Genomic DNA, 26,371 nt, shown 5'->3' on the forward strand with positions numbered 1-26,371 from the left:
ACCGCTTCAAAGGACTCCGCACCCGCTACGAGATCCGCGCCGACCTCCACCTCGGCCTCATGCAACTCGCCTGCGCCCTCATCTGCCTACGCAAACTGCCCGCCCCGCATTCTGAAACGAGCTCTTAATCTGGAACCGGGCGCAGATCGCCGAATCTGCGTGCGTCCGCTCGCAGAGCCGCGCACTACAGCGCGGCCGATATGCGCGCTGGAGCAAGCCCGGACCCACATGGCGGTCAAGCCCGCGCGTGTCACAGGACGGTGCACTGGCCGGACCCAATGAGCATCAGCGCCTGTCGCCTGTCGCCTGTCGCCTGTCGCCCGTGGCTGCCGGGCGTGGTGGGCGCTGGTGTCACTCGGGGAAATCGCGCTGTGCGCGTTCCAGGCGCTGGTTGAACAGCTCGTCGGACCCGGTTCGCGCGAACAGCAAACCTTCGTCGGTCAGCTCGTAGTGAAACCCCAGACGCTCCAAGAACTGTCGCTCCAGCGCCAGTCCGGCGACGAGCGTGCCCGGCCACTGACCCTCGGCTGTCGCATGCCAGGCGTCCGGGAGCGATCGCCACAGCTTGAGACGGTTCTCCCAGCTCTCACCAACGAGGTCGTTCCATTCGGCGGCGGCGTCACCGGCCAGCGACTGCACGTTCATCGGCCCGCCCGAAACGTGGGCGCCGGCGCTGTAGGCGAGCACCTTTGAGAACACGTCTTGCGCGGCCAGCACCTTATCGCGCATCTGTTCCACCGTCGGCTCGCCAAGTACGGAGGAGATGACCTGGTAGTTCAGCTCTGCGAGCGCGTCGACCGTGTGTTGCGCAGGATCCGCCGTCCACGGCTGATACCCAAACGCAGGCAGAGCTGACTCGATCCGGAACTCCTCCGCGGCGAAGCTAGCCACGCACAGCAGGTGCCAGTCCGCCTCGTTGGTCACCAGATGCTGGTAGTCGCTGACGTGCTCAGCGCGGCCGTAGAGCAGGACATGCCCGGCTTCATGCGCGGCAAGACGTTCGAGTTCGGGTGCGGGCGTCTGCGAGGCAATGTCGTAGTTGAACACGATGGTCGGCCCGCCCGGCGCGTTCACCGTCTTGGCACCGACCACTCCCGCGCCCCGGTCCACGTGGTACGTGCATGAGCCGGTCAGTTGCCGTATGGTCGCGACGAAGTTGCCGGCCACGACGACGTCGGCATCGACGTTCGCTGCCTCCAGCCCCGCCTTGATTGCTGCTAACGCATCGGCACCGATTGAGCAGCCTGAGGTCGTCACCGTCATGGGCGCAACATAGACAATAGGAGCGACGGCCGGCCTCGCCGCGCCGTAACTGCTGTTAGTGCCGTCCCTGACCTGCTGCCTTCTGCAGCAGTCGCGACAGGACGGCCATCGCGAGCGAGAACAGCGCCTGGCGTGCTGCCGGAGCCGGCAGCTCCCCGGGGGTGCGAACGCCGATGGTAGTCTCGCCGCCGACCATGCTGAGCCGCAGCGTCCAGGAGTGGAACGAACCGCGACTACTGCTGATCCGGTGACGCTGACAGTGCGTCGAATCGAATGATTGCGGCGCCGAACATGTGCCAGGCAGCGAGGTATGGTTCCGCGATGTTGGACAGGGTGCCGGTCACTGTGGCGCTGGAGAGCCCATCGGGATCCGGCGACGGCCACCATGTGACCGCTTGAACCATCAGCTGCCACCCGACCGCGTGTGCATCGCCGCCAAGGCGACGCCAGTGGCCGACTGCCCCGCGCACCAGATGCTCAGCTCCAAACCGGGTTCGGGCTGCTTCGCGGATGATGTCGGTCGTGTAGATCCGGTTGCTGTTGCCGCGTGCGGCGCTCACCGCCGCCAGGTCCTGAGCGAGCATCTCCAGCTGCTTCTGCGACTGCGCGAGCTGCCCGGCATCGAGGTCCGGGGCCATCTCGTTCTGATACTGAATACGGCGCTCGTACCACTCCTGCGCGGCGAACAGACCTCGTTCACGGCGCTGGAGTGCATCGTCTGGCTCGACAAGCCACAGCGACTGTGCCGAAGCGACAAGCGCACCCCGAAGCACGCTGCCGGTCGCTGCCACGAAGGTGCGCCGAGACTCGATAATGAGTTTGACCAGGTCGAAGTGGTCCCATGCCTGCGCCAAAGATGTGCGTGCAAGTTCGCTCAGTCGCATGCGCGGCATCGTCGAGTCGTCGGCGTCGAACACGCTCCCCGGCGCTGGCGGATGAGCAATAGCGAACCGCTTCCGAAGCTCGTCGACTCTCGCGAACGTCGCCTCGATAGCCTCGAGCGCCTGCTGCTCACTCACGAAGGTCAACAGTAGTGACCTTCCTGGGCTCCGGGGCCAGCCGCGTCGAGCGACTCATATGCGCCGGTGCCCGTCACCGACGCCCGCGCGCAGAACGACGATTATGGAGCGGATTGCGGATCCATCCTGAGTGCCGCCGACATGCCGCGCGCGTTCTGGAGCTCGGAAGACAGTAGTTCTGCAGGCACAGGCTCGCCAAGCTTTGGCCGAAGCTGCGCGGTCGTGCTCAATTATCGTGGTCCAGATACGCGGCCCGGCGAGGTTCGGATGTCATCCGGTGTTCTGACCCGGGGCAGCCTGGCCCAGACGCCTGACCAGCTCGACCGTCTCGGGTTCGGGGGCTTCTTCCAGTTCGGCTAACCGGATCGTCAGCAGTGCAAAGGTGCGTTCGATCGCGTCGCTCTGCCCGAAGCGGCGTTGCACCTTCATGATGTCGCGGTAGATCGCCTCGTTGAAGGGATCGAACGTGCGCGCCATCTCGAGTTGGTCCAGCGCTGCCCGGGAGTCGGTCGGGATGAGGAGGCGGGCCAGGCTGGTGGCGGCGTCCACTGCGTCTCTCCGCGCTGCCTCGCGCGGGGTCTCCAGCCATTCGGCGGCTAGGCCGTCTGCGAGTTCTCCGCGGTAGGCGGCTGTGATTCGTTGGTAGGCGGCTATTCGTTGCTCGTCGTCGACCGCGGTGCGACGGGACGTGAGTGCGTCGCTGAATGCCCGGAAGTCGACCGCCGCCACGTCGGGGTCCAGTTGGTGTCGGTCCCCGGCGGTCACGATAAGGTCCCGGACTTGTCCGCCGGTCGCGTCGGTGACGGTACGGCGCAGCCGCGCAAGGTTCTTGTTCAACGTGGCGAAGGGCCGCCCGGCGGGCGTGTCGGGCCAGAGCGTGTCGGCCAGTCGGTCCCGGGTGATTCCGTCGGGATGCAGAGCGAGGAGGACGAGCAGTTCCCGTAGCCGCGGGCTGAACGCGCCGGTGATGTCGAGCGGTGTCGCGGATACACGAGCTGTCCCAGTTTCAGCGGTGTCGGTGATGGGAGTCCAGATCAGGCGTAGCGGACCGAGGACGGCCAGTCTCAGCGAGGCCGCATCGTGCCATCCGTTCTGGTGGCGGCGCTCGTCGAGGACGGTGGACGGTCGTGCGCCCGCGCCTTTCCCGGCCGCATCCGTGGGTGCTGGGCCTCCGTGCAAGTTCTGGCGTTGCGTCGACGTTTGCGCGCTCGGCTCCGCCGGGGCCGTCGGACGACTTGTGTATCGCGCGGGTGGCTGGGCGGCGGTCGGGGCGTCCGCACCGCGCCGAGCCGCCGACGCGGCCTTCTCGTCAGGGGACAAGGCCACCGGGATCGTCTGCTGGTCGGGATCGCGGCGTGGGGCGTCTGCGGCTCGGAGAAGGTCGAGGATGTCGGCGGCGTGCGGTGCGGGCAGGTGGAACAAGCGTGCCCCGCGCAGCGGTTCGGCTGGTCCGGGGTTGGTCGCGGTGACAGTGCCGTCGGCGGCGACGTACAGGCTTGCGCCGGAGCGCCACTGCCCGAGCAGGATCGCTGCCACGGTCGCGACGGAGCCGCTCTCCCCGCCAGTGCCAGGCGCGTCGCTTGTTGTGATGTCGAGGATGGCTTGCAGCCGTCTCTGGTCAGCCGGCGCGGACGCCACGACGACGACCCCGCCAGACTCCGGGCTGTTAGAGGTGATCGGTGGGCTGCTCGGGTTGGCGGCCTGCCGGGCGCGCCGCAGGATGGCGGTCTCGGCGTCATCGAGTGCGGCGTCCAGGTCGGCGACGATCCGCAGACGTGCGGGGAGCCGCTGCTCGCCGGGAAGCTGCAAAATCGCGGCGTCCTGGTTCGGCACCAGCACAATCGGACCGCCGGACACGTCGGTGGTGGTGATCAGGTGCAGGATCAGGGCCCGCGCGGCGTCGTGGGCTCCGGGGCCGACCAGTCCGAGGCTCTGCAGCGCCGCGAGATCGGTCGCCATCAGTTGTCCGGCCGCGATCCCCGCCGGCAGTTCCCGCATCGAACCGGCCGGCTGCGCAGGTGCCCTAGCCTGGCCCGACTCCGCAGACATTGGTCGTAGCGCCGCGAACCCATTCGGGGTGCCAGCGGGGCTGTCCTGCTCGGGCTCCGAATCATCGCCGGGTTCCACGCCGGTGCTGGTGCCGCCGTCCAGGCTCAGGTTGCTGGCCCCGGGGTCGGTGGCACGCAGGTGAGCGAGGTGCAGGCTGCGCACGACCGGGGCGACGGGCAGATCGTCACGACGACCGCTGCCGGGTATGTAGAAGCGGCGGCGGCGTCGTCGCGCGACGACCAGGGCCGCGCTGACTGCGCTGGCCAGGCCGAGGCTGACGTACACCTCGCTGCCGAGATCCACCCCGTGGTGGGAGCCTGCCGTCCGGACCGCGGGCGTCTCATGCGCGGACGCGGGTGTCGTAAGCGGTGGGGCGTGGGTCGGCTGAGGCGCAGCCGACGGTGGTGCTGGGAGCGCAGGGGGTGTCGAAGGCGGGTGCGGCTCCGGTGCTGTCGGAGCGGGATGGATGGACGGGGGTGACGTGGTTTCTGACCCGGTGGGCAGGCGCAGCACCCACCCGGGCTCGATGAACGATGGCATAGTCAGCGTGCCGCCGTTGGGTTGCGGATGGCCTTTGTTGAGCTGGTAGATCTCTGGCCATCTGTTGCCGTCGCCGAGGCATCGCTGGGCGATGCGCCAGAGGCTGTCGTGGATGCCGTCGTGCGGGGGTTGGACGACGACGGTGCGCGCACCGCTCGGGATCGTGTCTGCAGCCATCGGGACAGCTACCCGCTCCAGCCGCTGGGCGGTCGCGACGATGCCGGGTCGCGGTGCCGCGAGTGGTGCCGCGCTGCGGGAAGCCAGCGCTGGGTGTGGTCGCAGGCTGAGGAGCCCGGCGACGATGGCGGTCAGGAGCAGTGCGGCGAGGCCGCGCAGCGGTCCCGGCTGGTGATCGATACGGGGCGGTGCAGTGGCGGTGTGTGGGTGGTGGGTGTTGTGGAGTGTGTCGGGCAGGGCTTGGGCGAGGTCGGTGAGGAAGACGGCCCAGAGGATCCAGCAGAGGCAGGCGAGTGTGTCGAGCAGGATCTGGTCGGTGAACGGCCCGGTCAGGGTGTCCTTGACTTTGGTGGTGGTGGGCACGTGGTGGGGTAATGGCCAGCCAATCCAATGCCACAACCCGTACGGGACCCCCGCGACCAACGCGACCAGCAACCCCGTCGCGAGCAGACCGGCGAGGACGCGGCCCAGGCGCAGGACGGCGCGCACGGCGAAAGGCGGCTGGGTGCCTGTCGGTGGGTAGCGGTTCAGGGTCATGGGCTTGTCCGGTCAGGGGTTGTCGGGGCCGGTGATGCCGCGTTGCGGTATCGCGGTGCCGGTGGCGTGGACTGCGATGGTGTCGATGCCGGCGAGGTGCCACAGCTGGGTGCGGTAGCTGGTGGTGATGGTGACGGTGACCCGGGTGGTGGTGGCGATGACTGTGCCGCTCTGGCCTTCGGCGGTGAGGAACCGTTGCGCGGCCTGCTCGGCGGCGACCGGGTCGAGTTGCAACACGCCGGTGGCGCGGTAAGTAAGGAGGTCGAGTTGTTGGGCGCCGGCGCGGGCGGCTTCCTCGGCCTGCCCGATCGCCTTGATCTTTGCTGCGTAGGCCTCGCCGGGGTCCAGGCCGAGGCCGACGACGGCGAACAGACCGATCATGGCGGCGAGCAGGAACGCGCTCACCATCCCCTCATCACCGGACATCCGCTGCCGCAGGGTTGTCCATCGGGCGGGAGGTCGCGGTGCTGGTTGTGGGCTCATGGGGTGACCGCTCGGTAGACATCGATCGGGGACGAGGCGGTAGCGGTGAGGGTGCGCTGGTCACCGGTCGCCAGCAGCGCGGCGGCGTAGGAAAGGTCCAGCCGGCAGGAGACAGTGACGGTGACGACCCCGCCGGGGGTGAAGTCGCTCGTGTCGATCGCGACGCTGGGATCGGCGCAGTCGATGCCGGCGTGGGCGAGGGCGGTGGTGGCGGCCTGTTGGGCGGCGAGGGTGGCAGCTGTTGGGTTGCGGGTGAGGCTGGCCCCGCGGGCTGCTTGGTGGGCGGCGTCGTCCAGGCGCAGCCGGGCATCGACACCGCGCGCGACCAGGACACTCACGAACAGCAGGACCGAGACCAGGACCGGGACCGCGATCGCGATCTCCGCCGCCACCGACCCGTGGTCGCCGCGCCCTGCGGAGACTCGCCGCGCGGGACGCCCGCGGCCGCCGGCCGGACGGGAGAATTCGCGAGTGCGGATCATGGGTTGTCCGGGGTGAAGGTTTCGATCGGCCCGGATGCCTCGGCATGCACGTGCAGGGTGACGCCGGGGACGAGGGTCTCCGTGAGGCCGGTGATGGTGACGGTGACCGTGGTGGCGTCGCGGGTGACGCTCACGGTCGGGTGGGTGAGGGGTCCGGTGGCCAGCTGCGCCAGCACCGCTTGTGCCTGGGTCTGCCCGTCGGCGTTGGTGGCGTTGAGGGTGCGGGCGGTGTCGAGGGCTTGGTCGGCCGCGCCTTGGGCGATGTGTTCGGCGTAGGCGGCGAGCGCGAACTGCACGATCAGCAGCACGAGCATGACCAGCAGCGGTATGGCGATCACGACCTGCGCGGCCACCGAGCCCCGCTCGCCGTCCTGTCCGGCGCACGCCCGGCGCAGCGGCACCGGCCAGCGTCGCCTCCGCTGGGTGCGGGGTGGTGGGTGACGGTCGGTGCGCCTGGTAGCCACGATCAGTGAATTGGGTTGCTGGTTCAGAGGCTGATGCCGGCGGCTTTGGCGGTGACCTTGTTGTAGATGACGGTGCCGATTGCGGCGAGGGCTAGCGCGACGAGCAGCGCGGTGACCACGACGGTTTCGGTGGAGTACCCGGCCTCGGGATCCTCCCGCATCTGGGCGACGTTGGATCGGATGTGCGTCCAGAGGACTGCGATCACGGTGAGCATGGGTCTTCTCCTTCGGTGCGGGTCGCGCTAGAGGCCGGTGAGGATCTGGTGCAGGGCTGGGTAGCCCAGGAAGATGAGGAAGCCGAGGAACAGCAGTCCCCAGGGCAGGCCGAGGCGTTCGGTGGCGGCCCTGGCGGCGGCGTCGGTGTCGGTGAGCAGGTGCGTGCGCAGCGACTTCGCCCGTGCGGCGAGGGAGTTGCGGACGCGGGCGCCTTCGGTCCCGGCCAGGGAGAGGGAGGCGGCGAGTTCGGCGAGGTCGCGGCTGCCGATCTCGGTCCCGAGCCGCGCCAAGGCGGTGGCGGGTGGAATCCGGGTGAGCCGGGCGACGTCGAGGGCGCGGCGCAGCTGGGTGAACGCCCACCCGTGCCCGACCGTGGCAGCGTCGGTCAAGGCGCCGTCAGCGCCGGCGCCACCAGCGAGGGAGACCACCACCAGGTCCAGGTAGGCCGACAGGGCCTGGCGGAAGTCCGCCCGGCGTTGCTTCGCGTCGGCCCGCACCCGCAGGTCCGGGGTGAGGAACCCGAGCGCGGCGCCCCCCGCTGCGAGCAGTACCGGCATTACCGGGTCCAGGGAGGCACCGAGCAGCGCCATCAGGACCGCTAGAGCGGTGGGGGTGAGGAGTCCGAGGATGGTGAGGGTGGCTTTCTCGGCCAGGTGCGCGTCGACGTCACGTCCCAGCACCGCCAGGTCACGTCCCAGGCTGGTGCCGGGCAGGCCGAGCGCCTGCAACGCGGGGGTGAGGCGGCGTCCGGCGCGGGCCGCCCACCCGCCCCCATCCGCGCTGAGGATCGGTGCTGGTTCGGGTTGGTGGTGCAACCGGGCCAGCACAGCGGCCAGGGGTGGTCGGGGTGGGGCGGCCCAGACCACCAGTGCCCATAGCCCGAGCCCGCATCCGGCACCCAGCAGCACGGAGGTGATCACGACGACCACACCCCCTCACCGGCGACCTCGACGAGACCGTTGTCGTCGTGTGGTGTGTCGGTGTGGAGGAATCGGGCTGGTTCGCTGATCCGGGCGATCCGCGCGGTGAGCGCGAACCCGGCCGCGAACAGCGCCCCGACGACGAGGAGCACGAGCTGACCGGCGCTGGTGTCGTAGGCGGATAGGTAGCGGCGGTCGAGGAGGAGGAGTCCGAGGGCGAACGTGATCGTGACGCCGACGGTGATGCGGACCTCGGAGCGGGCTTGGGCGCGTCCGGCGGCGATGCTCATCCGCAGCGCGGCGTGCTCCCTGGCGGCGGCGAGGGTGCCGAGGAGTTCGCCGAGGTCACGGGCCCGCTGCTCCGCCGCCAACACGAGTGCGGAGAGGACGAGGTCGGCGGTCGGATCAGCCAGTTCCTCACCCAGCCCGCGCAGGACAGGCGCGAGCCGGTGCCCGTCCCGCAGCCGTGCGGCGGCTGCGGTGGCCGGGTCGCGGATCGCGTCCGGTGTGAGGGGTGCGGTGACCAGGATCGCCTGCTCCAACCCCGCGGCGGCCGACAGGGTGTCGCGCAGCATTTCCGCCCACGAGGCGACGGCCTCGAAGCGGGCGATGCGGGCGGTGTTGGCCCGGTCGGGTCCGAGGACGCGCGGCAGCGCCCACACCCCAACGGCGGCCAGGAGCGCTCCGACGACCCAGCCGGTCACCGCACCGACGAACACACCCGCACCGAGCGAGGCGAGTAGCCGCAGGAGGAAGCTCCGATCCGTGAGGTTGATCCGGCGACGGGACAGCGTTCCTCCCTGCCCGGCGGGGTTACTACGCCAGCCTCGGATGATCAGCCACAACCCCAGCCCCGTCCCGACGCCCAGCACGGCCGCCAGCGCTGACCAGCCGGTCATCGTGGCCGCCGGCCGGTGACTGTGGTGTTGAGGATGCCGGGGTGGAGGCCGGCGGCGATGAGTTCGTCGGCGGTCTCGCTCCGCGGTGGTGCTGCGGGGGTGGCGCGGCGTTCGGGTCCGGGTTGGTAGATCTCGTTGGACACGATCTGGCGGTCGTCGGCGTCGATGACCTCCCGGATGGAGGACACCACCCGGGTTCCGTCGGGGGTGGAGGCGAGGTGGAGAACGAAGTGCACCGCGGAGGCGATGAGCAGGTTGGTGGCTTCCAGGGGGAGCCGTTCGGGTCCTTGGGCGGCGTAGGCGGCCAGCCGGGTGAACGCGATCCGGGAGGAGGAGGCGTGCAGGGTCGCCATCGACCCGTCGTTGCCCTGGGACATGGCGTTGCACATAGGCACCACCTCGGGGCCGCGGATCTCACCCACGATCACCCGGTCCGGTGACATCCTCAGCGCCCACCGCACCAGCTCGGCTTGCGAGATGGCGCCCTCTCCTTCGATGTTGGCCTCCCGCGCCTGGAGCGCGACCACGTCGGGGTGGTGTGCGGGGTCGGTGTCCAGGCCGAGTTCGAAGGCGTCCTCGATGGTCACCAGCCGCTCGGACGGCTCGATCGCTGAGGCGAGCGCGCGGAGGAGGGTGGTCTTGCCGATGCCGGTGCCGCCGGTGATCAGCAGGTTCTTCCGGGCACGCACCAGCGCGGTCAGAAACCCGGTCAGGCGCTGGTCGATGGTGCCGAGGCGGCGCAGGTCGGGCAGCGTGACGGTGCGGTAGCGGTGGCGGCGGATCGCGATCGCCGGCCGCCCACCGGCGGTGACGGCCGAGACGGCGAACAGTCTGGATCCGTCGGGCAGTTGCAGGTTGACCGCGGGGGAGCCGCGGTCGAAGCGGCGCTCCTCCGAACCAGCCCGGGCGGCCAGCGTGCGGACCAGCTGCTCCACCTCTGCGTCGCTGGGAGCGATCGGCGGGAGCTGGGCGCGGCTGCCGTCGGCGTAACGGACGAACACCCGGTCACAGCCGTTGACGTTGATGTTCTCGATCGACTCGTCATCCAGCAAGGGTTGCAGCCCGGCCATGCCGAACGTCTCGTCCAGCACCTCGGTCACAATCCGCTGCTCGGTCGCATTGTCGAGCAGTGGCCGGTTGGCCATCAGCTCGGCCTCGGTGTGGGCGCGGGCGATCTCGATCGCCAGCCGGCGCGCGAGTTCGCGCCGCTGGTCCGGTGCTGACGCGGCGGTGTCGGTGTGGGCGGCGAGCCGGGCGGGTAGCTCGGTGCGCAGCCGGGCCCGCAACCGCTCCGCCCCGGCCGTGGTGGAGGTGGTGGCGGTCATGGCAGCCGCCCGTTCAGCACCGGCGATGCCACGGTGCTCGGCGCCGGCTCGGCAACGCCAGGCGAGCTTGGCTCGCCAGGAACGGGGATGTCGGCGTCGGCGGCGGTGCTGGGTTCTGGTCGGGACAGCAGCTGGCGTGAGGTGGCGAGCACGGTGGCGACCTGGCCAGCGGTCCGGCTCAGCGTGGCGCGGGTGAACGGGCGACGCCGTGGCGGGGTGCGGCCGTTGAGGGTCGCAGCCTCGACCGGGTCGGTCGGGATGCGGGCCATCACCGACATCCCGAGCTCGCGGGCTACCTCGGCGTCGGGATAGCCGCCGCCGACGAGCAGCAGCCCGGCCCGCCCGCTCCAGCCGCTGACCTCATCGATGCGGGCGGCGAGGTGGGCGAGGTCGCTGGCGGTGGCGTGGCTGAGCAGCAGCAGCTGGTCGGCCGCCCGGACCAGGCCCAGCGCCGCCGACCCGGCGTCGAGGCGGCCCGCGTCGGCGATTACGACCAGCCCAGGATCGCCCGCGGCCTGCTCCAGCGGATGGGCGCCGGTGCCGGCGAGGCTGGCCAGCGCCGCGCGGGCCTGCTCCCCGCCGGGCGGTGCCACCAGCACCCGCAGCCCGCCCGGCAGCACCTGGGTGTGGGACCACAACGACTCACCGTCGGCTCCGGTAGCAGCGCCGCTGCCACGGCGCGCGGCGGCGAGGCTGACCAGCCCCGGGGACAGCGCCAGGTCATAGCGGGCGGCCAGGTCACCACCGGCCGGGTCGCACTCCACCAGCACTCGTTTGGCCGCTCCTGGCCAGCGCGCCGCCAGCGCCAGGCAGAACGTCGACACCCCCGGGGAGCCCTTCACCGATCCCAGCACGATCAACATTCGGGCTTTCACCCGCCCGACACGACAACGACGCCGACCTGGCCCGCCGGCAGGGTCGCGACCCGCGCCGCGTCGGCCTGGCCCAGCAGCACCGTAATAACGCTGCCCTGACCGTCGGCCAGTGCCTGCACGCCGGTCACGGTCGCCGCCCACCCGGCCGTCGGGACGCCAGTCGGGGGGACGCCGGTCGGGGGGACGCCGGTCGGGGCAGTGGCCTGCTGGCCGGTGCTGGCTGTGGCGATCAGGTGCACGTGCGCGCCAGCCATTAGCTCCGGCGGGAACTGCCCCGGCTTCACCGCCAGCGCCGTGATCGCCTGACCGGCACCCGGGATCGCCGCGGTCCCGAGTTCGGCGCGGGTCAGCAGCGCCCCGGCCGGCAGCGACACCGCCATCGACCGCCCGATCACCGACGCGCTGTCGGCCGCGGGGATGCTGTCCACACCGGCCCCCACCGACACCGGCACGGGACGCAGGTCAGCGGCCGACAGGCCCTGCCCCACCGTCACCGGTCGGGCGAGGGCGAGCACCGAGGCGCGGTGGTCCATCCGGGTCACGGCCACGGCGAAACCCAGCGCGCACACCACCACCAGCAGCGCCCCCAACCCCAGATGGGCCGGGCTGCGGCGCCGGCCCGGCGGGCGCACCACCGGCCCCGAGCCGGCCGCCGTGCCCCACCCCGCGCCGGCTCTGCGCGGCGCCTGTCGCGGCGTCGTTGTCGTGCTCACCCCTATGGACCCCCGTCCCCTGGTTACTGGCTGTTAGTTGCTGTTGAGTGCCTGGGATTCGGCGACCGGCACCGCGGCCGTCGCCGTCGTGGACAGCCCGGCGAACGTGCCTGCCTGCCCGACGCCGGCCCACGTCACCGACCAGTGCACGGTCGCGGTCACCACGTACGCCGACCCCGGCAGCCCTGCCGAGGACCGCGTGTAGGTGTGCCCACAGTCCGGAGACCCGGCAGCCGGATTCATACCTACGCGATAAGGGGTTCCGGGACCGGTACAGGTCAGCGTGCTGCCGTCGCCGAGCTGCCATGTCACCCTCGTCGGGGTGGCGATCGCGGTCACCGACTCACCCGGCACCGACGCCGTCGCCGAACTCGCCGCCCAGCCGGCACGGTCCAGCCACAACCACGTCGGCAGCTTCACCAGCTGCCGCCCCGCCGGGCTCAACCTGATCGCCGGCGACGGCAGCCGCAGCTGGTCATACGCCTGCTGCGCCAACGCCGCCGGATCCGGCAGCGCAGCCCCCGGGGCGGCCGGGGCGGCCGGGATGAACACCGGCGGCCGGTAGATCGCATCCCGCGCGCCCTTGCCCGAGCACCTGTACACATACCAAGCCCCACCCGAACCCGGCCTCGCGACGGCCGCCACCGGCACAACCACGGGCACTGGCACAACCACGGGCACTGGTACAACCACGGGCGAGGCGGTGAGCGCAGGCTCCACGTACCCGGCGGCTACCACCACCCCACCACCGGCCGGCGGCCGATAGTCGCTGCGGACATAGGAACACCGCAACCGATCCGAATCCACGCCACCCGAACCATGACCACCCCTGCCCGGCGAGTCACCCACCCACCGACCACCCCCACCCGGGGCCGAGCTGCGCGGCTGAACACCACCAGTCCCCGCACCCAACCGGCAACCCGGATACGGATGCTGCGAACAATCCACCGTTCCCCAACCGCCATCGCCGAACGCCGGGGTCTGGCAGACGAAGATCGCGAGCGCCGCGGCAAGAGGAAGCGTGAGCGCGAAACGTCTTAACATGACCCGACTCCCTCGACCGCGAACCGATCGACCTTCCAGCTTCCCTCAGGTTGCTTCTTCGCCTCTGCGGTGATCGCCTGACGGCCGCCGGGAACGTCATTTTCGAGCTTGCCGGTCTTGGCGACGTACTTCAGCCAGTGGGTGGAGTCCCCGCAGTCTGAGATCAGGATCGTCGTCGGCGATGCAGCAGGCGTGGCTTTGGTGACGGTCGGATGGAGGACCGGATGCCCCTTGGTGATCAGGCCGTTGTAGTGGTCGGCATACAAGCCCCGAGACATCACCAGGAGAGCGTCACCGGTCGCGTGCGTCGACAGCGCGGGTGACTGCCAGTCCGAGGTGAGCCCGGCAGCGGCGAAGTCCCGCCACATCGCCAGGTAGCTGGCCACGGCAGCGGCCCGGGCACTGACCGCGGACGGGACCACCGACGGCGTTGGAGTTGCAGACGTCGGGGCGGTGAGGGCGGTACTCGCGGTGAGCGCTGGAGTAGAGAGGAGGCGCGTCGTCGGGTTCGCCACCGGAGTTGGGGAATGTGAGTGGCCGCACCCCGCGACAGTCAGCAGGACGAGCCCCACCGCAGCGCCGACCGCGCAGCGTGCCGCGCGTGGCAGCTCTAGGTCATCAGCCATCGGGTCCCCGTCCTCCGACCGCCCGTTCCGGATCATCTCCGGAAGAGATACGCCATAACGTCTACACCCGGCATAGGACTCACTTCAACAGGTGTATGCGCACGAAGACGATCTTCTGGCTAGGACGTCGCTCGATTCGACTGGCGCGGTCGGTCGGCCCGGGCGCGCCGTGACTGCGCGCGGTGGATGAGCTCGCGATGGTGGGCTGACCACTGGGCAAGCGGTGTGACTGCCTCGACCAGTTCCCGGCACGCATCCGTCAGGCAGTAGTGCACCCTCGGCGGGAATGTGCCCGGCGTCTCGTGGCGTTCCAGCAGCCCGTCGCGGGTCAGGGCGTGCAGGCTTCGGCTCAGGATGCTCTCGTGCAACTGCCGGTGCCGCCCGCCCCAGCGCAGCCCGGGACGGGCCGCGCCGGCTGCGGCGAGGATGTCCTTGTACTGCAGCGGCCCGTCCAGCAGCGCGAGAACGATGGCAGGCGTCCACTCAGCAGCCAACAGCGCCCGCGCGTCGTACCAATCACGCAGAAAGCCGGCTGGACACGTCGGAGCCACAACATTCTCATCGGCAGCCCAGCACCACAGCTTACAAAACCTCACGATCGGTATGTGAAACACACGGCGGAGCACTGACCGGAAGACCCCGACGCGGTGGCAGAGCCATGGCCGACGCTCCCAGTCCTCTCACAACCCTGCTCCGGCACTCGGCCCAGCAGCCTTGCCGTCCCCATGCAGTCAGGGATGTCCGAAACCCTGTAAGCCCAAGGGATATCGCTTTCGCTCGCTTCCCACTTCGCGGCCTGCTGCGTATGGTCGTGCACCGCTACCCTCACCAGCAAGGAGGCCGAAGGAGCCCGCCCCGCAGCACATCCATACGACACACACCCTGGGCGCCGCTGGCGATGACCCAGGGCGGCCCCGGCCGGTGCACCAACACCGACCGAGGCCTTGATCGCACACCTACGTACATAGGAGTACGACCCATGGCGAAGAGTAACCACCACCGACCGAGCCGCCCGGCTGCAGACCGCGGCCGGCACCCGGAGCACACGTGCCGCCTCGGCACGTGCCTGGACCGATACCCCTGGGAATGCCGCAGCCTCGGCGGAACCCGCCTGATCGCCCTCGCGGCCGATGACGAGGTCCAGTCCCCGTGCGGCCGCACGCGCGCCGGGCGGGCGCAACCGTGAGCCGCCGACACGCGCCGTTCTGCGACCTCGACCCCGACCGTAGCGGGCACGGCCTCTTCTGCGTTTCCCGGCCCATCGCCCGGCAAGCTGTCGCCACCAGCGAGCAGGACAAGACGGTGGACATCACGGTTGATCTGGCGGCGAAGTGGTCCGACCTCGACGCACCGCATCTGGTACGGGTCATCAACGAACCGCCCCACATAAACGGCCGGTTCGTGGCCATCATGCACTCCGGCACAGCCCGCCAACTGGCCGCCGCGCTACTCCTAGCCGCCGGGCAAGCCGAAGAACTCGAACGGGATGTAAGCCGGCCGCGGACGGGAAGGTGATCCACTACGGCACCACGCCGGCTAGCACCCCTTCGACCGAGCTCTCGCCATGCATCGCTCCAACTGAGGACATCACCCGAGTAACAGCTCACATTGTGGCCCGCGAATGCCCTATTGCAGCCAGCTGCCGAGCTTTGGGGAATAGCTGGCACTGCGAGCACCGGCGGCTCGCGATGCGTCTGCGTAACCGCCTTGTCCTCGGCGCATTTGTGAAGGAGGGCCCAGCGGTCTCGCCCGTGTCGGCCAGCGTCTGGGCCTGATCGACCCCGACGGTCAGGCCCGGCCGCGTGACAACGACGCTCCCGTTACGGGCTCTACGTGTCATGTCGACCAGACGACGACATCGTAGCTCTACGCCGCCGAGTCGAAGCGCTGGAACAAGGCGGCCGAGACTCCAACTAAGCCCTTCTGCATCGACCAAACGTTCGAGCCGATAATACCATTATCGGCGACTAACTGATTTGGATACGCGCGCCCGCAAGCTTGTTCGCACAGGCGAGACCGAGTCCAGATCCGCGGCCCCAGTCAGCTTGCACGGCGATGAATGCGGACACCGTCGTTGTCGCGTGCGGCGAGGCGGGTGATGCACAGGCTGGGTTCGACGAACGCGTCCAACTGGTGCGCGGTGATCGGGGCGTTCAGCTCGGAGAGCAGCCCTTGCATCAGCCCGAGGTGCACGCCGCAGACGACCTCACGGTTGTTCGCGGCCGCTTCGCGGACGGGCAGTGATGCAGCAGTATCTGTCGGGTTCGTCCCTTGCTGACTGCCTCGGGCTCGAAGCCGATGTCGTCCAACGCTGCCACCAGCCGGCGGGTTGCCGTCGCTGCGCTGACCTGCCGGAGCGCGCAGCGCGTGCGGTGAGGAATCGCCGCACGCCTGCCCGGCTTCGACCGCTGCTCGCTCGACGGGGTTGCTTGGTGTGGCTGGCGAGGTAGCTGGTGAGAATCTCGGCGAGCAACCGGTAGTTGCAATGCCCAACGCCGGCGCTGTCTGCGGTGGCGACGTATAGGCCGCGCGGTCGACCGGGTACATCGCGTGTTCATCGACCTAGCCACGGACCTGGCCTGGCTGACCGGCCGGACCCTGGCCGAGTTCGTCCTGGACGAGCACCGCACCCTGTCCACGGAAGCGGACACGCCCAGCGGTCTGGCCGTAGCGTCGCTGACCAATCAATCGATCGGGGTGCTGATCGGGCACGGCTACACACAGAGCGGGCCGATCGCGAACTCGATGCCCGGGCGGCGCGCCTCGACGTGGACCGTCACATCAGCGCGAGAGCCATTCTGGCCAAACTTACCGGGTCGGCTACCGGGAGGGACCGACTCGTGGGTCTCCCCGTGAACGCACCTCGACGTGGGCGGGCGCAGCGGCGTAGGCTCAGTGGTGCTGAGACTTTCAGCAGTCCGGGATGAGGTTAGCCGTCCGCCGCTGACCCCGCCGAGCATTAGCTCCGCGCCGAACACACCGATGACCTTCGCTCGCAGGGATCACCATGGACGCTTCGCTCAGAACGACGACGAAGACAGGTGCGCGCCGTCGGTACTGACATTGGGTGCGACGTTGAGCATGTTGGGGAACGACTGCGGCGCGGATTGCACCCGGATAGGTGTGCCCGATGCCCGAGTTCGGTTCATCCGCCGTCCAGTCTGTCCGGTCCCGGGATCGGCAGGATCCGTGGTCGTCGTCGACTTCACCGGTACTGATCTTCCGGTCGCCGACAGGCTCCGCCTGTTGCGTGAGGTCAATCGCTGCGCTCGCGCCGACCACATCCGGGTCTTGGCCCGCAGCGACCGCGGTGCGCTTACGAGCGTCCTCGGCTTTCAGCACCGGGCCGACGGCGCCACCACCCAACATGTCCTCTCTATCACCCACGATCCACCGGTCAGGAACAGGAGTTCCAATGACAACGCAGAACAACGACACCCTCAGCAAGCTGAGCGACACCGACAAGATCATCGATGGTGCGGCTAACGACATCCGCGGACGGAAAGTGAAGGACAAGGACGGCAAGGACGTCGGCAAGGTGCACGATCTGCTCATCGACGACAGCGAAGGCAAGGTCCGCTTCATGCTCATCGAGCATGGCGGGTTCCTCGGCATCGGCGAAATCAAGTCGTTCATTCCGGTCGACGCGATCACCCGAATCACCGAGGACGATGTCTTCATCAACCAGACGCGCGACCATGTCGCCGCAGCACCGGGCTACGAACCCGCCTTGATCAACGAGCGCGCCTACCACGAGGACATCTACAACCACTACGCCTTTGCGTCGTACTGGGGAGCCGGCTACGCCTATCCGGGCTTCATGCTCTGAACGAAAGATGGCGGTCTCGCCACGGATCGGGCGTGGCGACGCGGTCGACCGACCGGTTGTCCTTGCCCGGCTCGTCGCTACAGGCAACCCAGCTTGGAGAACGAGGTGACATGCGATGCGACTATCCGAGCATGACCGGCGGGTGCTGGCCGAGTTCGAGAGCGTATTGCGGGAGTCCGACCCAAGCCTGGTGCTGCAGTTCCAGCGTTGGACCGCTGAATTGCACCCTGCGGTGGCACCGCTGCCGGTCCGGTTGGCACATCGAGGTCTCCGCAGCTGATTGCCCTGGCCGCACCGTCGCAGCTGAGTCACGGTCGCTTGAATACAGGAGACCCCGATGAGCACGAAGCGTCCTGCTGGCGAGCGAAGGGCCGAACAGTCAACTGCACCGGCGCCGTCAACGGCCCCAGCGCGCGCCGCAATCTCACGAGATCGGCTGATGGGCTGAGATTGCGGCCGCGCCGACGGAGTCAAGGGTGACGGATGACTTCTAATCACCACACTGGAGCGGCTGACGTTCTGGTGGTCTTCGGTATTACCGGAATCTGGCCCGCAAGATGACCTTCCGCGCACTCCACCGGCTCGAGCGCCGCAAACTGCTCGACTGCCCCGATCATCGGCGTCGCTGCCGATGACATGCCGATCGATCATCTGGTGAAGCGTGCCCGTGGCTTGATGTGCTCCGGGCGCAGCGGCTCGGCGAGCAGCGGGTTGTCCATCAGGTAGATCTGCCCGACCGACAGGTAGTTCGCGGCGCGCCAATACGCATCGAGCAGCGCCAGGTCCGCGTCGATGAGCGGCTGCTGGCGCGGCCGGCCGTTGGCCGCCTCGTCAGGTAGGACAAGGGGGGTGGGGGTGCCGGTCATCCGTGGTCCAGATGGGACGCGATGCCAAAGCGACGTCTTCTGGGCGGTGAGCGTGACGCTCCCGAATTCGCGGCGCGAGGTGCGAACGAATGCGGTCCAGACCGGCAGGTCTCAGCACCGCTCAGGTAACTCTCCGGCGCGGTTATAGTCAACCGAGCACTATCGTGGCGATCCCGTCGCGGGCCGTCGTTGAGCCCGGCAAGCACTGTGAGTGAAAGGGACCGCGATGACCGGCGTTGCTCTCGATGCCGACAATCAGGCAGACGGGTCGCCGACCGCGGAGCAGGCCGGCGAGGATGCGGCGCATCTGCAGGCCAGCCTCGCAGGTCTGGCCGGTCTGGTCACGGGCGCTTTCGGGTTACAAGAGCTCCTGGTTCAGGTGGCGACCTTCGCGGCCCACGCCATCCCCGGCGCGGATGGCGCCGGGGTCACCCTGTTGCGGGTGGACCGCACGGACAACCGGATCGAGGCCCTGGCGGCCAGTGCACCGTTCGTCGAAGACATTGACGAGATCCAGTACGTGACCCTGAACGAGGGGCCGTGTATCACCGCTGCTCTGGAGCGGCGCACCGTGCGTTCTGGGTCTCTGGGCGGGGAAAGGATGTGGCCGCGGTTCGGTCCCCGGGTCGGCCGGCTGGGTGTGCACAGCGCGCTGTCGCTGCCGTTGCTGCTGCCCGGCCAGGTGGTCGGCGCGATCAACGTCTACGCGCACGGCAAGGACGTGTTCGACGAGCACGCCGCCGAACTCGGAGAGCTGTTCGCCAAGCCTGCGGCCGTCTCGGTGCACAACGCCCAGATACTTGCCCAGGCGTTGGCGCTCACCGTCCAGCTGCAGACCGCGCTGTCGACCCGGCCGGTGATCGATCAAGCCATCGGCCTGCTGCGGGGACGCGGCGGCGGCACCGCCGAGGAGGCATTCGGCCGGCTTCGCGCGCTCAGTCAGAGCGAACACACCAAGCTGGCCGACGTCGCCCAGCACATCGTCGACGAGGCGGTTCGGCGTGCACGCGCCCGCCACAGCCAGCCCTGAGCTCGCTCGCCGAGGCCGGGTCCGTCAGCTTGCGCTGTCGCGTGGCAGTTGGCGCCGCGTACGGTTGCGACGGGGGACGGTAACGGGCCGGGTCCTGACTCGCGTCTGGGGTTCCTCACCGTGCACTGGCGACCTGTTGTGCGCGGCGTCTGGCTGGCCTAGCCTGCGCTCGGGAGCGCCCGTGGAGCGGACTCCTCGTGAACATCAACGCGTCCCTGGCCGCCGAGCTGGCCATCCTCACCGAAGCACTCGACGACCCGGGCGCTGATGTCGCCGAGAGCCTGCTCCACTTGGCGGCCCGCGCCCCGGCGGCGGTGGCGTCCTATCTCGGCCTGATGGTGATCATCGCTCGCACCGATCCACCCAGCGCGTGCACCGCGTTCAAGGACGATGTCGAGGCTGGTGACATCCGCACCTCGCTCGTGCTCGTCCCGGCGAGTGCCGGGCATGACGGTTGCGTTCCTCGCGTATCACTGGTCCTGTTCGCCAGTGTCCCTGGGGCGTTCGTCGATCTTGCGGCCGACCTGTGCTGGATGACCGGTCGCCGGCTTGACGTCAGCCTCGATCAGCATCTGAGTGTCCACGTCGATGCCGGCTCGGCGGCCACACTGCAGGCGGCGTCAGCGATCAATCAGGCCGTCGGGGTGCTCATCGGCCGGGGCTACACCCTCGACCAGGCCGAACTGGAACTTGACGCGCGCGCCGCCGACTCGGGCACGGATCGACACCAAGCTGCGAGCCACATCCTCACCACGATTCCGGTCGCCGACAGTGACCCGGACCTCGACATCGCCTGACAGGCAGGCCTCACGCTCGCATCTGCGCCGACCCGTCAGGCAGCACGGGGGTGTAGCGTTGAGGAGGCTGAGAAGATCAGCCAGTCCGGGATGAGATCAGCTGTCCGCCGCTGAACTCGGCGAGCGCCAGCTCCGCGCCGAACACGCCGGTGACCACCGCACCCCGGGGACACCATGAACGCTCCGCTCGCTGTCAGGCCGAATAAAATTCTCGCCCCGGCGTTCACTCTCACGACCGCGCCGCGCTGGCTCCGTCCGATGGTCGAAATGCGGCAGCCGTGAATCCCGTCCCAGGCGCCGCCAGCACCGCTCGCGCCGTTGTCGGCGTCGACGGATCGGAGCCGAGCAAGCACGCGCTGCGCTGGGCACACTTCCTGGCCCTGGCAACAGGCACCACGCTCGAGGCGGTCATGTGCTGGCATCCGTTCACCGACTGGGGAGCGATGGGCGCAGGGTGGGCGGCGATGCCAGCCGACTGGAACCCAGAACAGGACGCCAGCAAGATCCTCACTGCGACCGTCGATGAGGTATTCGGCGAACAAAGCCCACCTGGACTACTGACAACAGTGCTCGAGGGCAACCCCGCGAAGGTTCTGCTCGAGGTAAGCGCGGGTGCCCGGATGCTCGTGGTGGGCAGCCGCGGCCACGGCGGATTCGCCGGCCTGCTCCTCGGCTCGGTCAGCGCCGCCTGCACCGAACACGCAATGTGCCCGGTGCTGGTCGTGCACGGCACAACACCCCCACCGCCGCCGCCCTCCCGAACGGAGGCATGACCCATGACCATTCTCGTCACCATCGTCATCATCGTCGTCGTAGTGCTCCTGCTTGGCGCTGCGATGTCGGTCCGGATCATCAAGCAGTACGAGCAGGGAGTGCTGTTCCGGCTGGGCCGCGTCATCGGTGAGCGGGCACCGGGGTTCCGGCTCATCATCCCGTTCGTCGACGTACTGCACCGGGTCTCGTTGCGGATCGTGACCATGCCGATCCAGTCCCAGGGCATCATCACCCGCGACAACGTCAGCGTCGATGTCTCCGCGGTCGCCTACTTCAAGGTGATCGATGCGGAAAAGTCCGTCGTGGCGATCGAGAACGTGCGCGCGGCGATCGACCAGATCGCCCAGACCACCCTGCGCAAGGTCGTCGGCCAGCACACCCTGGACCAGACCCTGTCCGAAACCGACAAGATCAACCTCGACATCCGCAAGATCCTCGACGTCACCACCGTCGACTGGGGCGTCGAAGTCACCCTGGTAGAGCTGAAGGACATCCAGCTGCCCGAGAGCATGAAACGCGCCATGGCCCGTCAGGCCGAAGCCGAGCGGGAGAAGCGCGCGAAGATCATCAACGCCGAAGGGGAGTCCCTGGCGGCCGCCGCGTTGGGCGATGCGTCGGACACGATGATGGCTCACCCCCTCGCCCTGCAACTGCGCAACCTGCAGAGCCTGGTCGAGATCGGCGTCGACAAGAACACCACCGTCGTGTTCCCCGCGCCGCTCATGACCACCATCGCCGAGCTCGGGTCGTTCCTTGCCCGCGAGGCGGCTGCCGCGAACCCGACCGCCCCGAGCGCCCCGACCGCCCCGCTCGTCACCGCCGCTGCACCCCTCACCGCCGCTGCACCCGGGGCCGCAGCGGCGAACGGGACGCCTGTTCCGCTCGGCAAGCCCCGGTGAGCAATCCGGAGGTCCTGATGACACGTCCGTCCTCTTGCTCTATCGGGCGTTCCTCGTGATCGCCGCAGGCGCCCTGCTCGGGGGACACGCGCACTTCCTGCACTGGGGCGTCATCCAGATCTCGCTGGCGAACCTGATCGTGATCGTGTTGATGCTCATCGTGTTCGCGCTGGCACTGGTGCTGCCCTTCCCGGGCAGCCATGACGACGAGCAGGCCTCAAGGGAGACGCCTCATGTCCAGGACTGATCAGCAACTGTCACGGAGCTGGACGGTTCGACTCCGGACTCGGCTGGGCCGCACCGTCCCCGCGGGTCAGCTGCTACCTGATCGGCAACCGGCCTACGTGCGGTCCTGGATCTACGTCTTCGGCGTCGCTTGTCTGGCTGCGTTCGTGTACGTGATTGGCTCCGGGCTGGTGCTGGCCCTCAAAGGCGCGGCCTGGTGGCACACCTCCTCGGCCGGGCATTTCGTGAACTCGACCCACTTGTGGAGTGTGGAGCTGTTCTTCTTCTGCATGGTCATCCACTTGTGGGGAAAGTTCTTCATGGCGGCCTGGCGCGGCAAACGCGGGCTGACGTGGGTGACCGGTGCGGTTGCGTTCCTCGGCTCGATCGGCACCGCGTTCACCGGTTACCTGTCCCAGACGAACTTCGACTCACAGTGGACCGCGGGGCAAGCGAAAGACGGCCTCAACGCTGTCGGCATCGGCGCCGTCTTCAACGTCCTGGACACCGGGCAGATGCTGCTATGGCACGTGATGCTCCTGCCGCTGATCGTGGGCGTACTGATCGTGCTGCACGTGATCCTGGTCCGCCGCCACGGCGTCGTGCCACCATTCGACGCGCAGCCCCCCACCGCCGCGAACCCCACCGCCGCACCGGTGACTGAGCAGCGAGTGCCGACCGGGCCGACGCCGATGCCGAGCGAGGCAGTTCAGGGCGCCGTACAGCCGGCGGGTAGCCCACAATGACGGCGATACGTAAGCCCTCCTCCCGCCGGGACCGGACACCTGATTCGCATCTGTTCCCGACGCGGCCCTATGACCTGGTGAAGGAGTTCGTCGTCGCGCTGGTAGTGATGGGCGCCCTGACGGTGCTGCTCGCGGCCGTGTTCTCCTCCCCTGACCGCAAGGCGCTCACCCTCACAAGCTGGGCGCAGGCGGCGCCAGCTGATGTCGTGGCCACCGCCACCGCGGAGCTGGCCGGAACGAGCACCAGCGCCAGCTACGGGGCGCCCTACAACCACGCCGGCCCCGGACAGGACCTCGGCCCGTTGGCGTTGCAGCGGTGGGCCGGAGTTCGGATCCCGATCGACAGTGCCCGCGACTTGGTCCTCTCCCCCCTGCAATCGATCCGAAACGACCCGGCTCTCACCGCGGCGCTCAAGACCTGGACCGGTGCAAGCAGCGAGCAGCAGACCAGGTGGGCCAGCGCCTACGCCGACGCCCTCGCCGCCGTCCGGGACGGCAACCCAGCCGAGGTCAAGCCCGGCTCCTACGGACCCGTCCCTGCCCTCGCCGGTCGGTTCCTGACCGTCGCTGCGGGCGGCGGCCTGGAAGGCCTGCTCACCAGCTCGAACACCTTCTATGCCAGCAACGAGACCAAGCCGCTGCTGCTGCTCGCCGACGGCGCCTACCTGCAAGACCAGGCCCGCGCCGATCATCTCGGTGGCGATCAGTGGGGGATGATGAACGAGACCGGCAACTACCCCGGCCAGCCCTGGATGTGGCTCTACACCTTCTGGTACCAGATCAAACCGTTCTCCACCTCAGGCAACGCCGACGCCCTGGTCTGGGGACTGATGGCGGCGCTGACCCTCGCCTTCATCTTCGTGCCCTACATTCCCGGTCTGCGCGCGCTGCCCCGCCACCTCGGCGTGCATCGACTGATCTGGCGCGCACCTAGCACCAGCCGAGCAGCGGGCCCACGGGTAGCGCAGGACAGCTCGTGAGCGGGGTTGAGTCGCGTCGGGCAGCCGGAGTTGATCCGGCGACTCGAACCAACCCCGGTGAGGCATTCGATCCGAGGCTCGTGTCACGGGTCGTCGCCATGGCGTGCCGGGCGCCGTCGTTGCACAACACCCAACCCTGGACGTGGCGACTACATGGTGACCGGCTGGAGTTGCGCGCAGACCGCGACCGGCAGCTGCGCGTCGCGGACCCAGACGGTCACTCGCTGCGGATCAGTTGCGGGGCAGCGCTGGCTTTGGCCGAGCTTGCGTTCGCCGGCGAAGGATGGCTGCTGCACATCGAGCGGCTGCCCGATCCGGATCAGCCTGACCTGCTGGCGAGCTTCACCGACCCGCACCCGCACGAGAGCACCGCGGCAGAACGGGAGATGCTCGCAGCGGCGGCTCGCCGATACAGCGAACGGCGCCCCTTCAAGCCTGGTGCCGTTCGCGACGACGTGGTCGAGGCACTCCGTGCCGCGGCCGACGGGGAAGGCGTCTACGCCCATTTCCCGGTCCGTGAGGACGAGAAGCTGAACCTTGCCGTCGCGGTGAGCTGGGCTGACCGGGTCGAACGACGAGACGCCGCGTACATCGCCGAGATGACCCGCTGGCTGCGCGACGCCGACGTGCACACCGAGGGCGTTCCGAGCTCCGCGATACCTCACGTTTCGGCCGGGCACCCGCGCCATACCGACGTACCGTTGCGCGATTTCGAGGTCGGCCTCTCGGGCCGCGAGCAGATCCAGGCCGACGTCGACGAGCGTCCCCTGATCGCGGTCGTGCTGACCGAGTCAGACACGCCGCGCGAGCAGCTCGCCGCGGGTGGGTCGATGATGCGCCTCATGCTGCAGGCCGAACGAACCGGGCTGGCCAGCTGCCCGCTCAGCCAGGCCGTCGATCTGCTCGCCTTCCGAGCCCGGGTCCAGACCTTGATGGGCTGGACCAGCTATCCGCAGATGATGCTGCGGATCGGCTACCCCCGCCCCGGCCAGCCGGCACGGGGCCGCTCTCCCCGGCGACCGGTCGCTGACCAGCTCGACGTTGCCCAGACCCGCTGATCCTGGTGCCAACCGAACCACAAGCGGCGTATGACGATCCGATCGGTCGGTTCGAGAACGAAGGAGGGCTTCTCATACAGCAACCCCACCCGTCCGGAGCCGGGCGAGGACACGCCACCCGAGCCGGTGACCGAGACCTCGATGGCCGTCGCTACCGCGAAGGGAACAGCCATGCACCGCAGAATGCTTGACATTCTGATCAGCTGGTTGGGGCTCGCCCTCGCGGCCAGCGCGATCGTCGCGGGTTCGCTGCTGACCTGGGCGCACCAGTTGGTCACCGACCAGGCACACACCCAGCTCGCTGCCCAGCAGATCCACGTCCCGGCCAAGGGCAGTCCGGTGACTGCCGGCGCCGACCGTGCTGCGATGCGCCAGTACGCCGGTAAGCAGTTGACCACCGGCGCGCAGGCCGAAACCTACGCCGACCCATTATTCACCGTGCACCCGAAGGAGGTCGGCGGTGGCAGGACCTACGCCGACTTCAGCGCCCAGGCCCACACCAATCCCGCTGACACCAAGCTGGGCGCCACCGTGGACACGATGTTCAAGGGCGAGCCGCTGCGCGGGCTGTTGCTCAACGCGTACGCCTTCGGCACTGTGGCCGGCATCGCCGGCATCGCCGGCATCGCTGCGCTCCTCGGTGCCGCGGTCTTGTTGATCGCCAAAGCCACCACCGCCACCGTCCGCCGCCAGCTGATCAGCGTCGCCGCCCGCGTCACCCGCTCCGCCCGGCGCGGCACGTTGCGGCTGCCCGCCGCTTGGCCCTGGGCCGGGGACTGGCAGCGACTGTTCACCGCGGCGACCGGACCACCAGCCCCAGCATGAACGCGTCCACCGCCATCAGGCCCGACCGGAGACATCAGTGGAAACGCCGAGCAGACCGGCGGCCCGACTACGCCCCAACACCCCCCAACCAAAACGAAGATCAGCTACGCAAGATCACCAGACCCCGCGGTGCATCCGGGCTGATATGGAGCGACGTTTGTCAAGGTGCGCAGGGTGGATCGGTCCTTGATCATTTCTGGTCAGGACGAGGTGATCAGGGGGCTCCCGCTCGCTGCGCTTGGAGGCGCCCGGAGCCGGGGTCAAGGCTGGCTGTAGGCCACCCGGACGGCTTGGCCTTGATGTCGGTGAGGACGTCGTCATGTTCGGGCGTGCGGGAGAGGCTGATAAGACCGTGGGGGTTGGCTGTCGGGGTCCAGCGTGTCGGGGAACGACGCGTGGTCGAGGCTGATATGCGCGGGTTGGTTACCGCAGGACCGTGTGTTCGGCTGGAGCGTGCCGCTGGTCTAAGAACGAGCGTGGCCGTCATGATCGACTCGCGATCTGGGGCTGCTCATAGCCCGGGGGCGGGTTGCTCCTCGCGCTGCGGTCCCGGTGTGCTGACCCCCACGGTCAGCTTCGGGGTGTGTCGGCGGCGCTCGAAAACTGAACAGTTTCGGCGGTGAGAAGTGAGCACTCAACGATTGGAGTGTGATCACTTTGGAGGACTGGGCGCTGATCAGGAGGCTGGCGGCGGAGGGTGTGCCGAAGGC

At 68.9% G+C, this 26,371-nt stretch carries 29 protein-coding genes and 3 pseudogenes; 14 read left to right on the plus strand and 18 right to left on the minus strand.

Annotated elements, in window-relative coordinates:
• Nucleotides 1-351 precede the first annotated feature (351 nt).
• The 16 genes from RM423_RS19665 to RM423_RS19740 form a co-directional block, all read right to left on the minus strand.
• On the minus strand, nucleotides 352-1,263 hold the full coding sequence (locus tag RM423_RS19665) for a hypothetical protein (protein WP_311424748.1): 912 nt from the start codon (nucleotides 1,261-1,263) through the stop codon (nucleotides 352-354).
• A 55-nt stretch (nucleotides 1,264-1,318) separates the two neighbouring features.
• The gene (locus RM423_RS19670) at nucleotides 1,319-1,459 is read right to left on the minus strand and encodes a hypothetical protein (RefSeq protein WP_311424749.1); all 141 of its coding nucleotides are present in this window, start codon (nucleotides 1,457-1,459) and stop codon (nucleotides 1,319-1,321) included.
• 37 nt (nucleotides 1,460-1,496) lie between these two features.
• Complete coding sequence (locus RM423_RS19675; RefSeq protein WP_311424750.1) at nucleotides 1,497-2,282, minus strand: hypothetical protein; 786 nt, start codon at nucleotides 2,280-2,282, stop codon at nucleotides 1,497-1,499.
• Nucleotides 2,283-2,552: 270 nt separating this feature from the next.
• Nucleotides 2,553-5,585, minus strand: coding sequence for a BTAD domain-containing putative transcriptional regulator (locus tag RM423_RS19680; RefSeq protein ID WP_311424751.1), 3,033 nt, complete (start codon nucleotides 5,583-5,585; stop codon nucleotides 2,553-2,555).
• 12 nt (nucleotides 5,586-5,597) lie between these two features.
• Nucleotides 5,598-6,011, minus strand: a complete 414-nt coding sequence (locus RM423_RS19685; RefSeq protein ID WP_311424752.1) for a hypothetical protein — start codon at nucleotides 6,009-6,011, stop codon at nucleotides 5,598-5,600.
• A gap of 53 nt (nucleotides 6,012-6,064) precedes the next feature.
• On the minus strand, nucleotides 6,065-6,550 hold the full coding sequence (locus RM423_RS19690; RefSeq protein ID WP_311424753.1) for a TadE family protein: 486 nt from the start codon (nucleotides 6,548-6,550) through the stop codon (nucleotides 6,065-6,067).
• Nucleotides 6,547-7,014, minus strand: a complete 468-nt coding sequence (locus RM423_RS19695; RefSeq protein WP_311424754.1) for a TadE/TadG family type IV pilus assembly protein — start codon at nucleotides 7,012-7,014, stop codon at nucleotides 6,547-6,549. Before RM423_RS19695 ends, RM423_RS19690 begins: the two co-directional genes overlap by 4 nt.
• Before the next feature lie 23 nt (nucleotides 7,015-7,037).
• On the minus strand, nucleotides 7,038-7,229 hold the full coding sequence (locus tag RM423_RS19700) for a hypothetical protein (RefSeq protein ID WP_311424755.1): 192 nt from the start codon (nucleotides 7,227-7,229) through the stop codon (nucleotides 7,038-7,040).
• A 27-nt stretch (nucleotides 7,230-7,256) separates the two neighbouring features.
• Nucleotides 7,257-8,150, minus strand: a complete 894-nt coding sequence (locus RM423_RS19705) for a type II secretion system F family protein (protein WP_311424756.1) — start codon at nucleotides 8,148-8,150, stop codon at nucleotides 7,257-7,259.
• The gene (locus tag RM423_RS19710; protein ID WP_311424757.1) at nucleotides 8,147-9,049 is read right to left on the minus strand and encodes a type II secretion system F family protein; all 903 of its coding nucleotides are present in this window, start codon (nucleotides 9,047-9,049) and stop codon (nucleotides 8,147-8,149) included. The genes RM423_RS19705 and RM423_RS19710 overlap by 4 nt, the downstream gene beginning before the upstream one ends.
• Nucleotides 9,046-10,374, minus strand: coding sequence for a CpaF family protein (locus RM423_RS19715; protein ID WP_311424758.1), 1,329 nt, complete (start codon nucleotides 10,372-10,374; stop codon nucleotides 9,046-9,048). The genes RM423_RS19710 and RM423_RS19715 overlap by 4 nt, the downstream gene beginning before the upstream one ends.
• Entirely contained in the window at nucleotides 10,371-11,249 is an 879-nt protein-coding gene (locus RM423_RS19720) for a hypothetical protein (RefSeq protein WP_311424759.1), read from the minus strand. The genes RM423_RS19715 and RM423_RS19720 overlap by 4 nt, the downstream gene beginning before the upstream one ends.
• On the minus strand, nucleotides 11,246-11,962 hold the full coding sequence (locus RM423_RS19725) for a hypothetical protein (protein WP_311424760.1): 717 nt from the start codon (nucleotides 11,960-11,962) through the stop codon (nucleotides 11,246-11,248). Before RM423_RS19725 ends, RM423_RS19720 begins: the two co-directional genes overlap by 4 nt.
• 33 nt (nucleotides 11,963-11,995) lie before the next feature.
• Nucleotides 11,996-12,565, minus strand: a complete 570-nt coding sequence (locus RM423_RS19730; RefSeq protein WP_311424761.1) for a hypothetical protein — start codon at nucleotides 12,563-12,565, stop codon at nucleotides 11,996-11,998.
• 434 nt (nucleotides 12,566-12,999) lie between these two features.
• Complete coding sequence (locus RM423_RS19735; RefSeq protein ID WP_311424762.1) at nucleotides 13,000-13,632, minus strand: hypothetical protein; 633 nt, start codon at nucleotides 13,630-13,632, stop codon at nucleotides 13,000-13,002.
• Nucleotides 13,633-13,751: 119 nt separating this feature from the next.
• Nucleotides 13,752-14,183, minus strand: a complete 432-nt coding sequence (locus tag RM423_RS19740; RefSeq protein WP_311424763.1) for a winged helix-turn-helix transcriptional regulator — start codon at nucleotides 14,181-14,183, stop codon at nucleotides 13,752-13,754.
• Between the two features lie 631 nt (nucleotides 14,184-14,814).
• Here RM423_RS19740 and RM423_RS19745 point away from each other — a divergent pair.
• A complete protein-coding gene (locus RM423_RS19745; protein ID WP_311424764.1) occupies nucleotides 14,815-15,147 on the plus strand; it encodes a hypothetical protein in 333 nt (110 codons plus the stop codon).
• A 525-nt stretch (nucleotides 15,148-15,672) separates the two neighbouring features.
• Here the strand turns inward: RM423_RS19745 and RM423_RS19750 are convergent.
• Nucleotides 15,673-15,825 (minus strand): hypothetical protein, encoded by a 153-nt coding sequence (locus RM423_RS19750; RefSeq protein WP_311424765.1) that lies wholly within the window; start codon nucleotides 15,823-15,825, stop codon nucleotides 15,673-15,675.
• Between the two features lie 357 nt (nucleotides 15,826-16,182).
• Between RM423_RS19750 and RM423_RS19755 the strand changes: the two genes are divergently transcribed.
• From RM423_RS19755 to RM423_RS25870, 4 genes and pseudogenes are all read left to right on the plus strand, one after another.
• Nucleotides 16,183-16,488, plus strand: a complete 306-nt coding sequence (locus RM423_RS19755) for a hypothetical protein (RefSeq protein WP_311424766.1) — start codon at nucleotides 16,183-16,185, stop codon at nucleotides 16,486-16,488.
• A gap of 559 nt (nucleotides 16,489-17,047) precedes the next feature.
• Nucleotides 17,048-17,461, plus strand: a complete 414-nt coding sequence (locus RM423_RS19760) for a PRC-barrel domain-containing protein (RefSeq protein ID WP_311424767.1) — start codon at nucleotides 17,048-17,050, stop codon at nucleotides 17,459-17,461.
• Nucleotides 17,462-17,576: 115 nt separating this feature from the next.
• The gene (locus RM423_RS19765) at nucleotides 17,577-17,741 is read left to right on the plus strand and encodes a DUF3040 domain-containing protein (RefSeq protein ID WP_311424768.1); all 165 of its coding nucleotides are present in this window, start codon (nucleotides 17,577-17,579) and stop codon (nucleotides 17,739-17,741) included.
• 203 nt (nucleotides 17,742-17,944) lie between these two features.
• Nucleotides 17,945-18,130, plus strand: a pseudogene (locus RM423_RS25870) (glucose-6-phosphate dehydrogenase); the annotation flags it as partial.
• Here the strand turns inward: RM423_RS25870 and RM423_RS19770 are convergent.
• A pseudogene (locus RM423_RS19770) lies at nucleotides 18,127-18,327 on the minus strand (phosphoketolase family protein); the annotation flags it as partial. The pseudogenes RM423_RS25870 and RM423_RS19770 overlap by 4 nt on opposite strands.
• A gap of 226 nt (nucleotides 18,328-18,553) precedes the next feature.
• Here RM423_RS19770 and RM423_RS19775 point away from each other — a divergent pair.
• The 9 genes and pseudogenes from RM423_RS19775 to RM423_RS26280 all read left to right on the plus strand — a co-directional run.
• Nucleotides 18,554-19,357: a GAF and ANTAR domain-containing protein gene (locus RM423_RS19775; RefSeq protein ID WP_396327802.1), complete on the plus strand. Its 804-nt coding sequence runs from the start codon at nucleotides 18,554-18,556 to the stop codon at nucleotides 19,355-19,357.
• A 197-nt stretch (nucleotides 19,358-19,554) separates the two neighbouring features.
• Complete coding sequence (locus tag RM423_RS19780; RefSeq protein ID WP_311424771.1) at nucleotides 19,555-20,154, plus strand: hypothetical protein; 600 nt, start codon at nucleotides 19,555-19,557, stop codon at nucleotides 20,152-20,154.
• A 278-nt stretch (nucleotides 20,155-20,432) separates the two neighbouring features.
• Entirely contained in the window at nucleotides 20,433-20,927 is a 495-nt protein-coding gene (locus RM423_RS19785) for a universal stress protein (protein WP_311424772.1), read from the plus strand.
• A 3-nt stretch (nucleotides 20,928-20,930) separates the two neighbouring features.
• On the plus strand, nucleotides 20,931-21,827 hold the full coding sequence (locus tag RM423_RS19790; protein WP_311424773.1) for a slipin family protein: 897 nt from the start codon (nucleotides 20,931-20,933) through the stop codon (nucleotides 21,825-21,827).
• Nucleotides 21,828-21,882: 55 nt separating this feature from the next.
• Nucleotides 21,883-22,074, plus strand: coding sequence for a hypothetical protein (locus RM423_RS19795; RefSeq protein ID WP_311424774.1), 192 nt, complete (start codon nucleotides 21,883-21,885; stop codon nucleotides 22,072-22,074).
• Complete coding sequence (locus tag RM423_RS19800) at nucleotides 22,061-22,798, plus strand: cytochrome b N-terminal domain-containing protein (RefSeq protein WP_311424775.1); 738 nt, start codon at nucleotides 22,061-22,063, stop codon at nucleotides 22,796-22,798. The genes RM423_RS19795 and RM423_RS19800 overlap by 14 nt, the downstream gene beginning before the upstream one ends.
• Nucleotides 22,795-23,778: a hypothetical protein gene (locus RM423_RS19805; RefSeq protein WP_311424776.1), complete on the plus strand. Its 984-nt coding sequence runs from the start codon at nucleotides 22,795-22,797 to the stop codon at nucleotides 23,776-23,778. Before RM423_RS19800 ends, RM423_RS19805 begins: the two co-directional genes overlap by 4 nt.
• The gene (locus RM423_RS19810; RefSeq protein ID WP_311424777.1) at nucleotides 23,775-24,836 is read left to right on the plus strand and encodes an Acg family FMN-binding oxidoreductase; all 1,062 of its coding nucleotides are present in this window, start codon (nucleotides 23,775-23,777) and stop codon (nucleotides 24,834-24,836) included. Before RM423_RS19805 ends, RM423_RS19810 begins: the two co-directional genes overlap by 4 nt.
• A 660-nt stretch (nucleotides 24,837-25,496) precedes the next feature.
• A pseudogene (locus RM423_RS26280) lies at nucleotides 25,497-25,661 on the plus strand (IS1380 family transposase); the annotation flags it as partial.
• Nucleotides 25,662-26,371 lie beyond the last annotated feature (710 nt).

The sequence above is a fragment of the Jatrophihabitans lederbergiae genome (assembly GCF_031845305.1).
Taxonomy (GTDB): Bacteria; Actinomycetota; Actinomycetes; order Mycobacteriales; family Jatrophihabitantaceae; genus Jatrophihabitans_A; species Jatrophihabitans_A lederbergiae.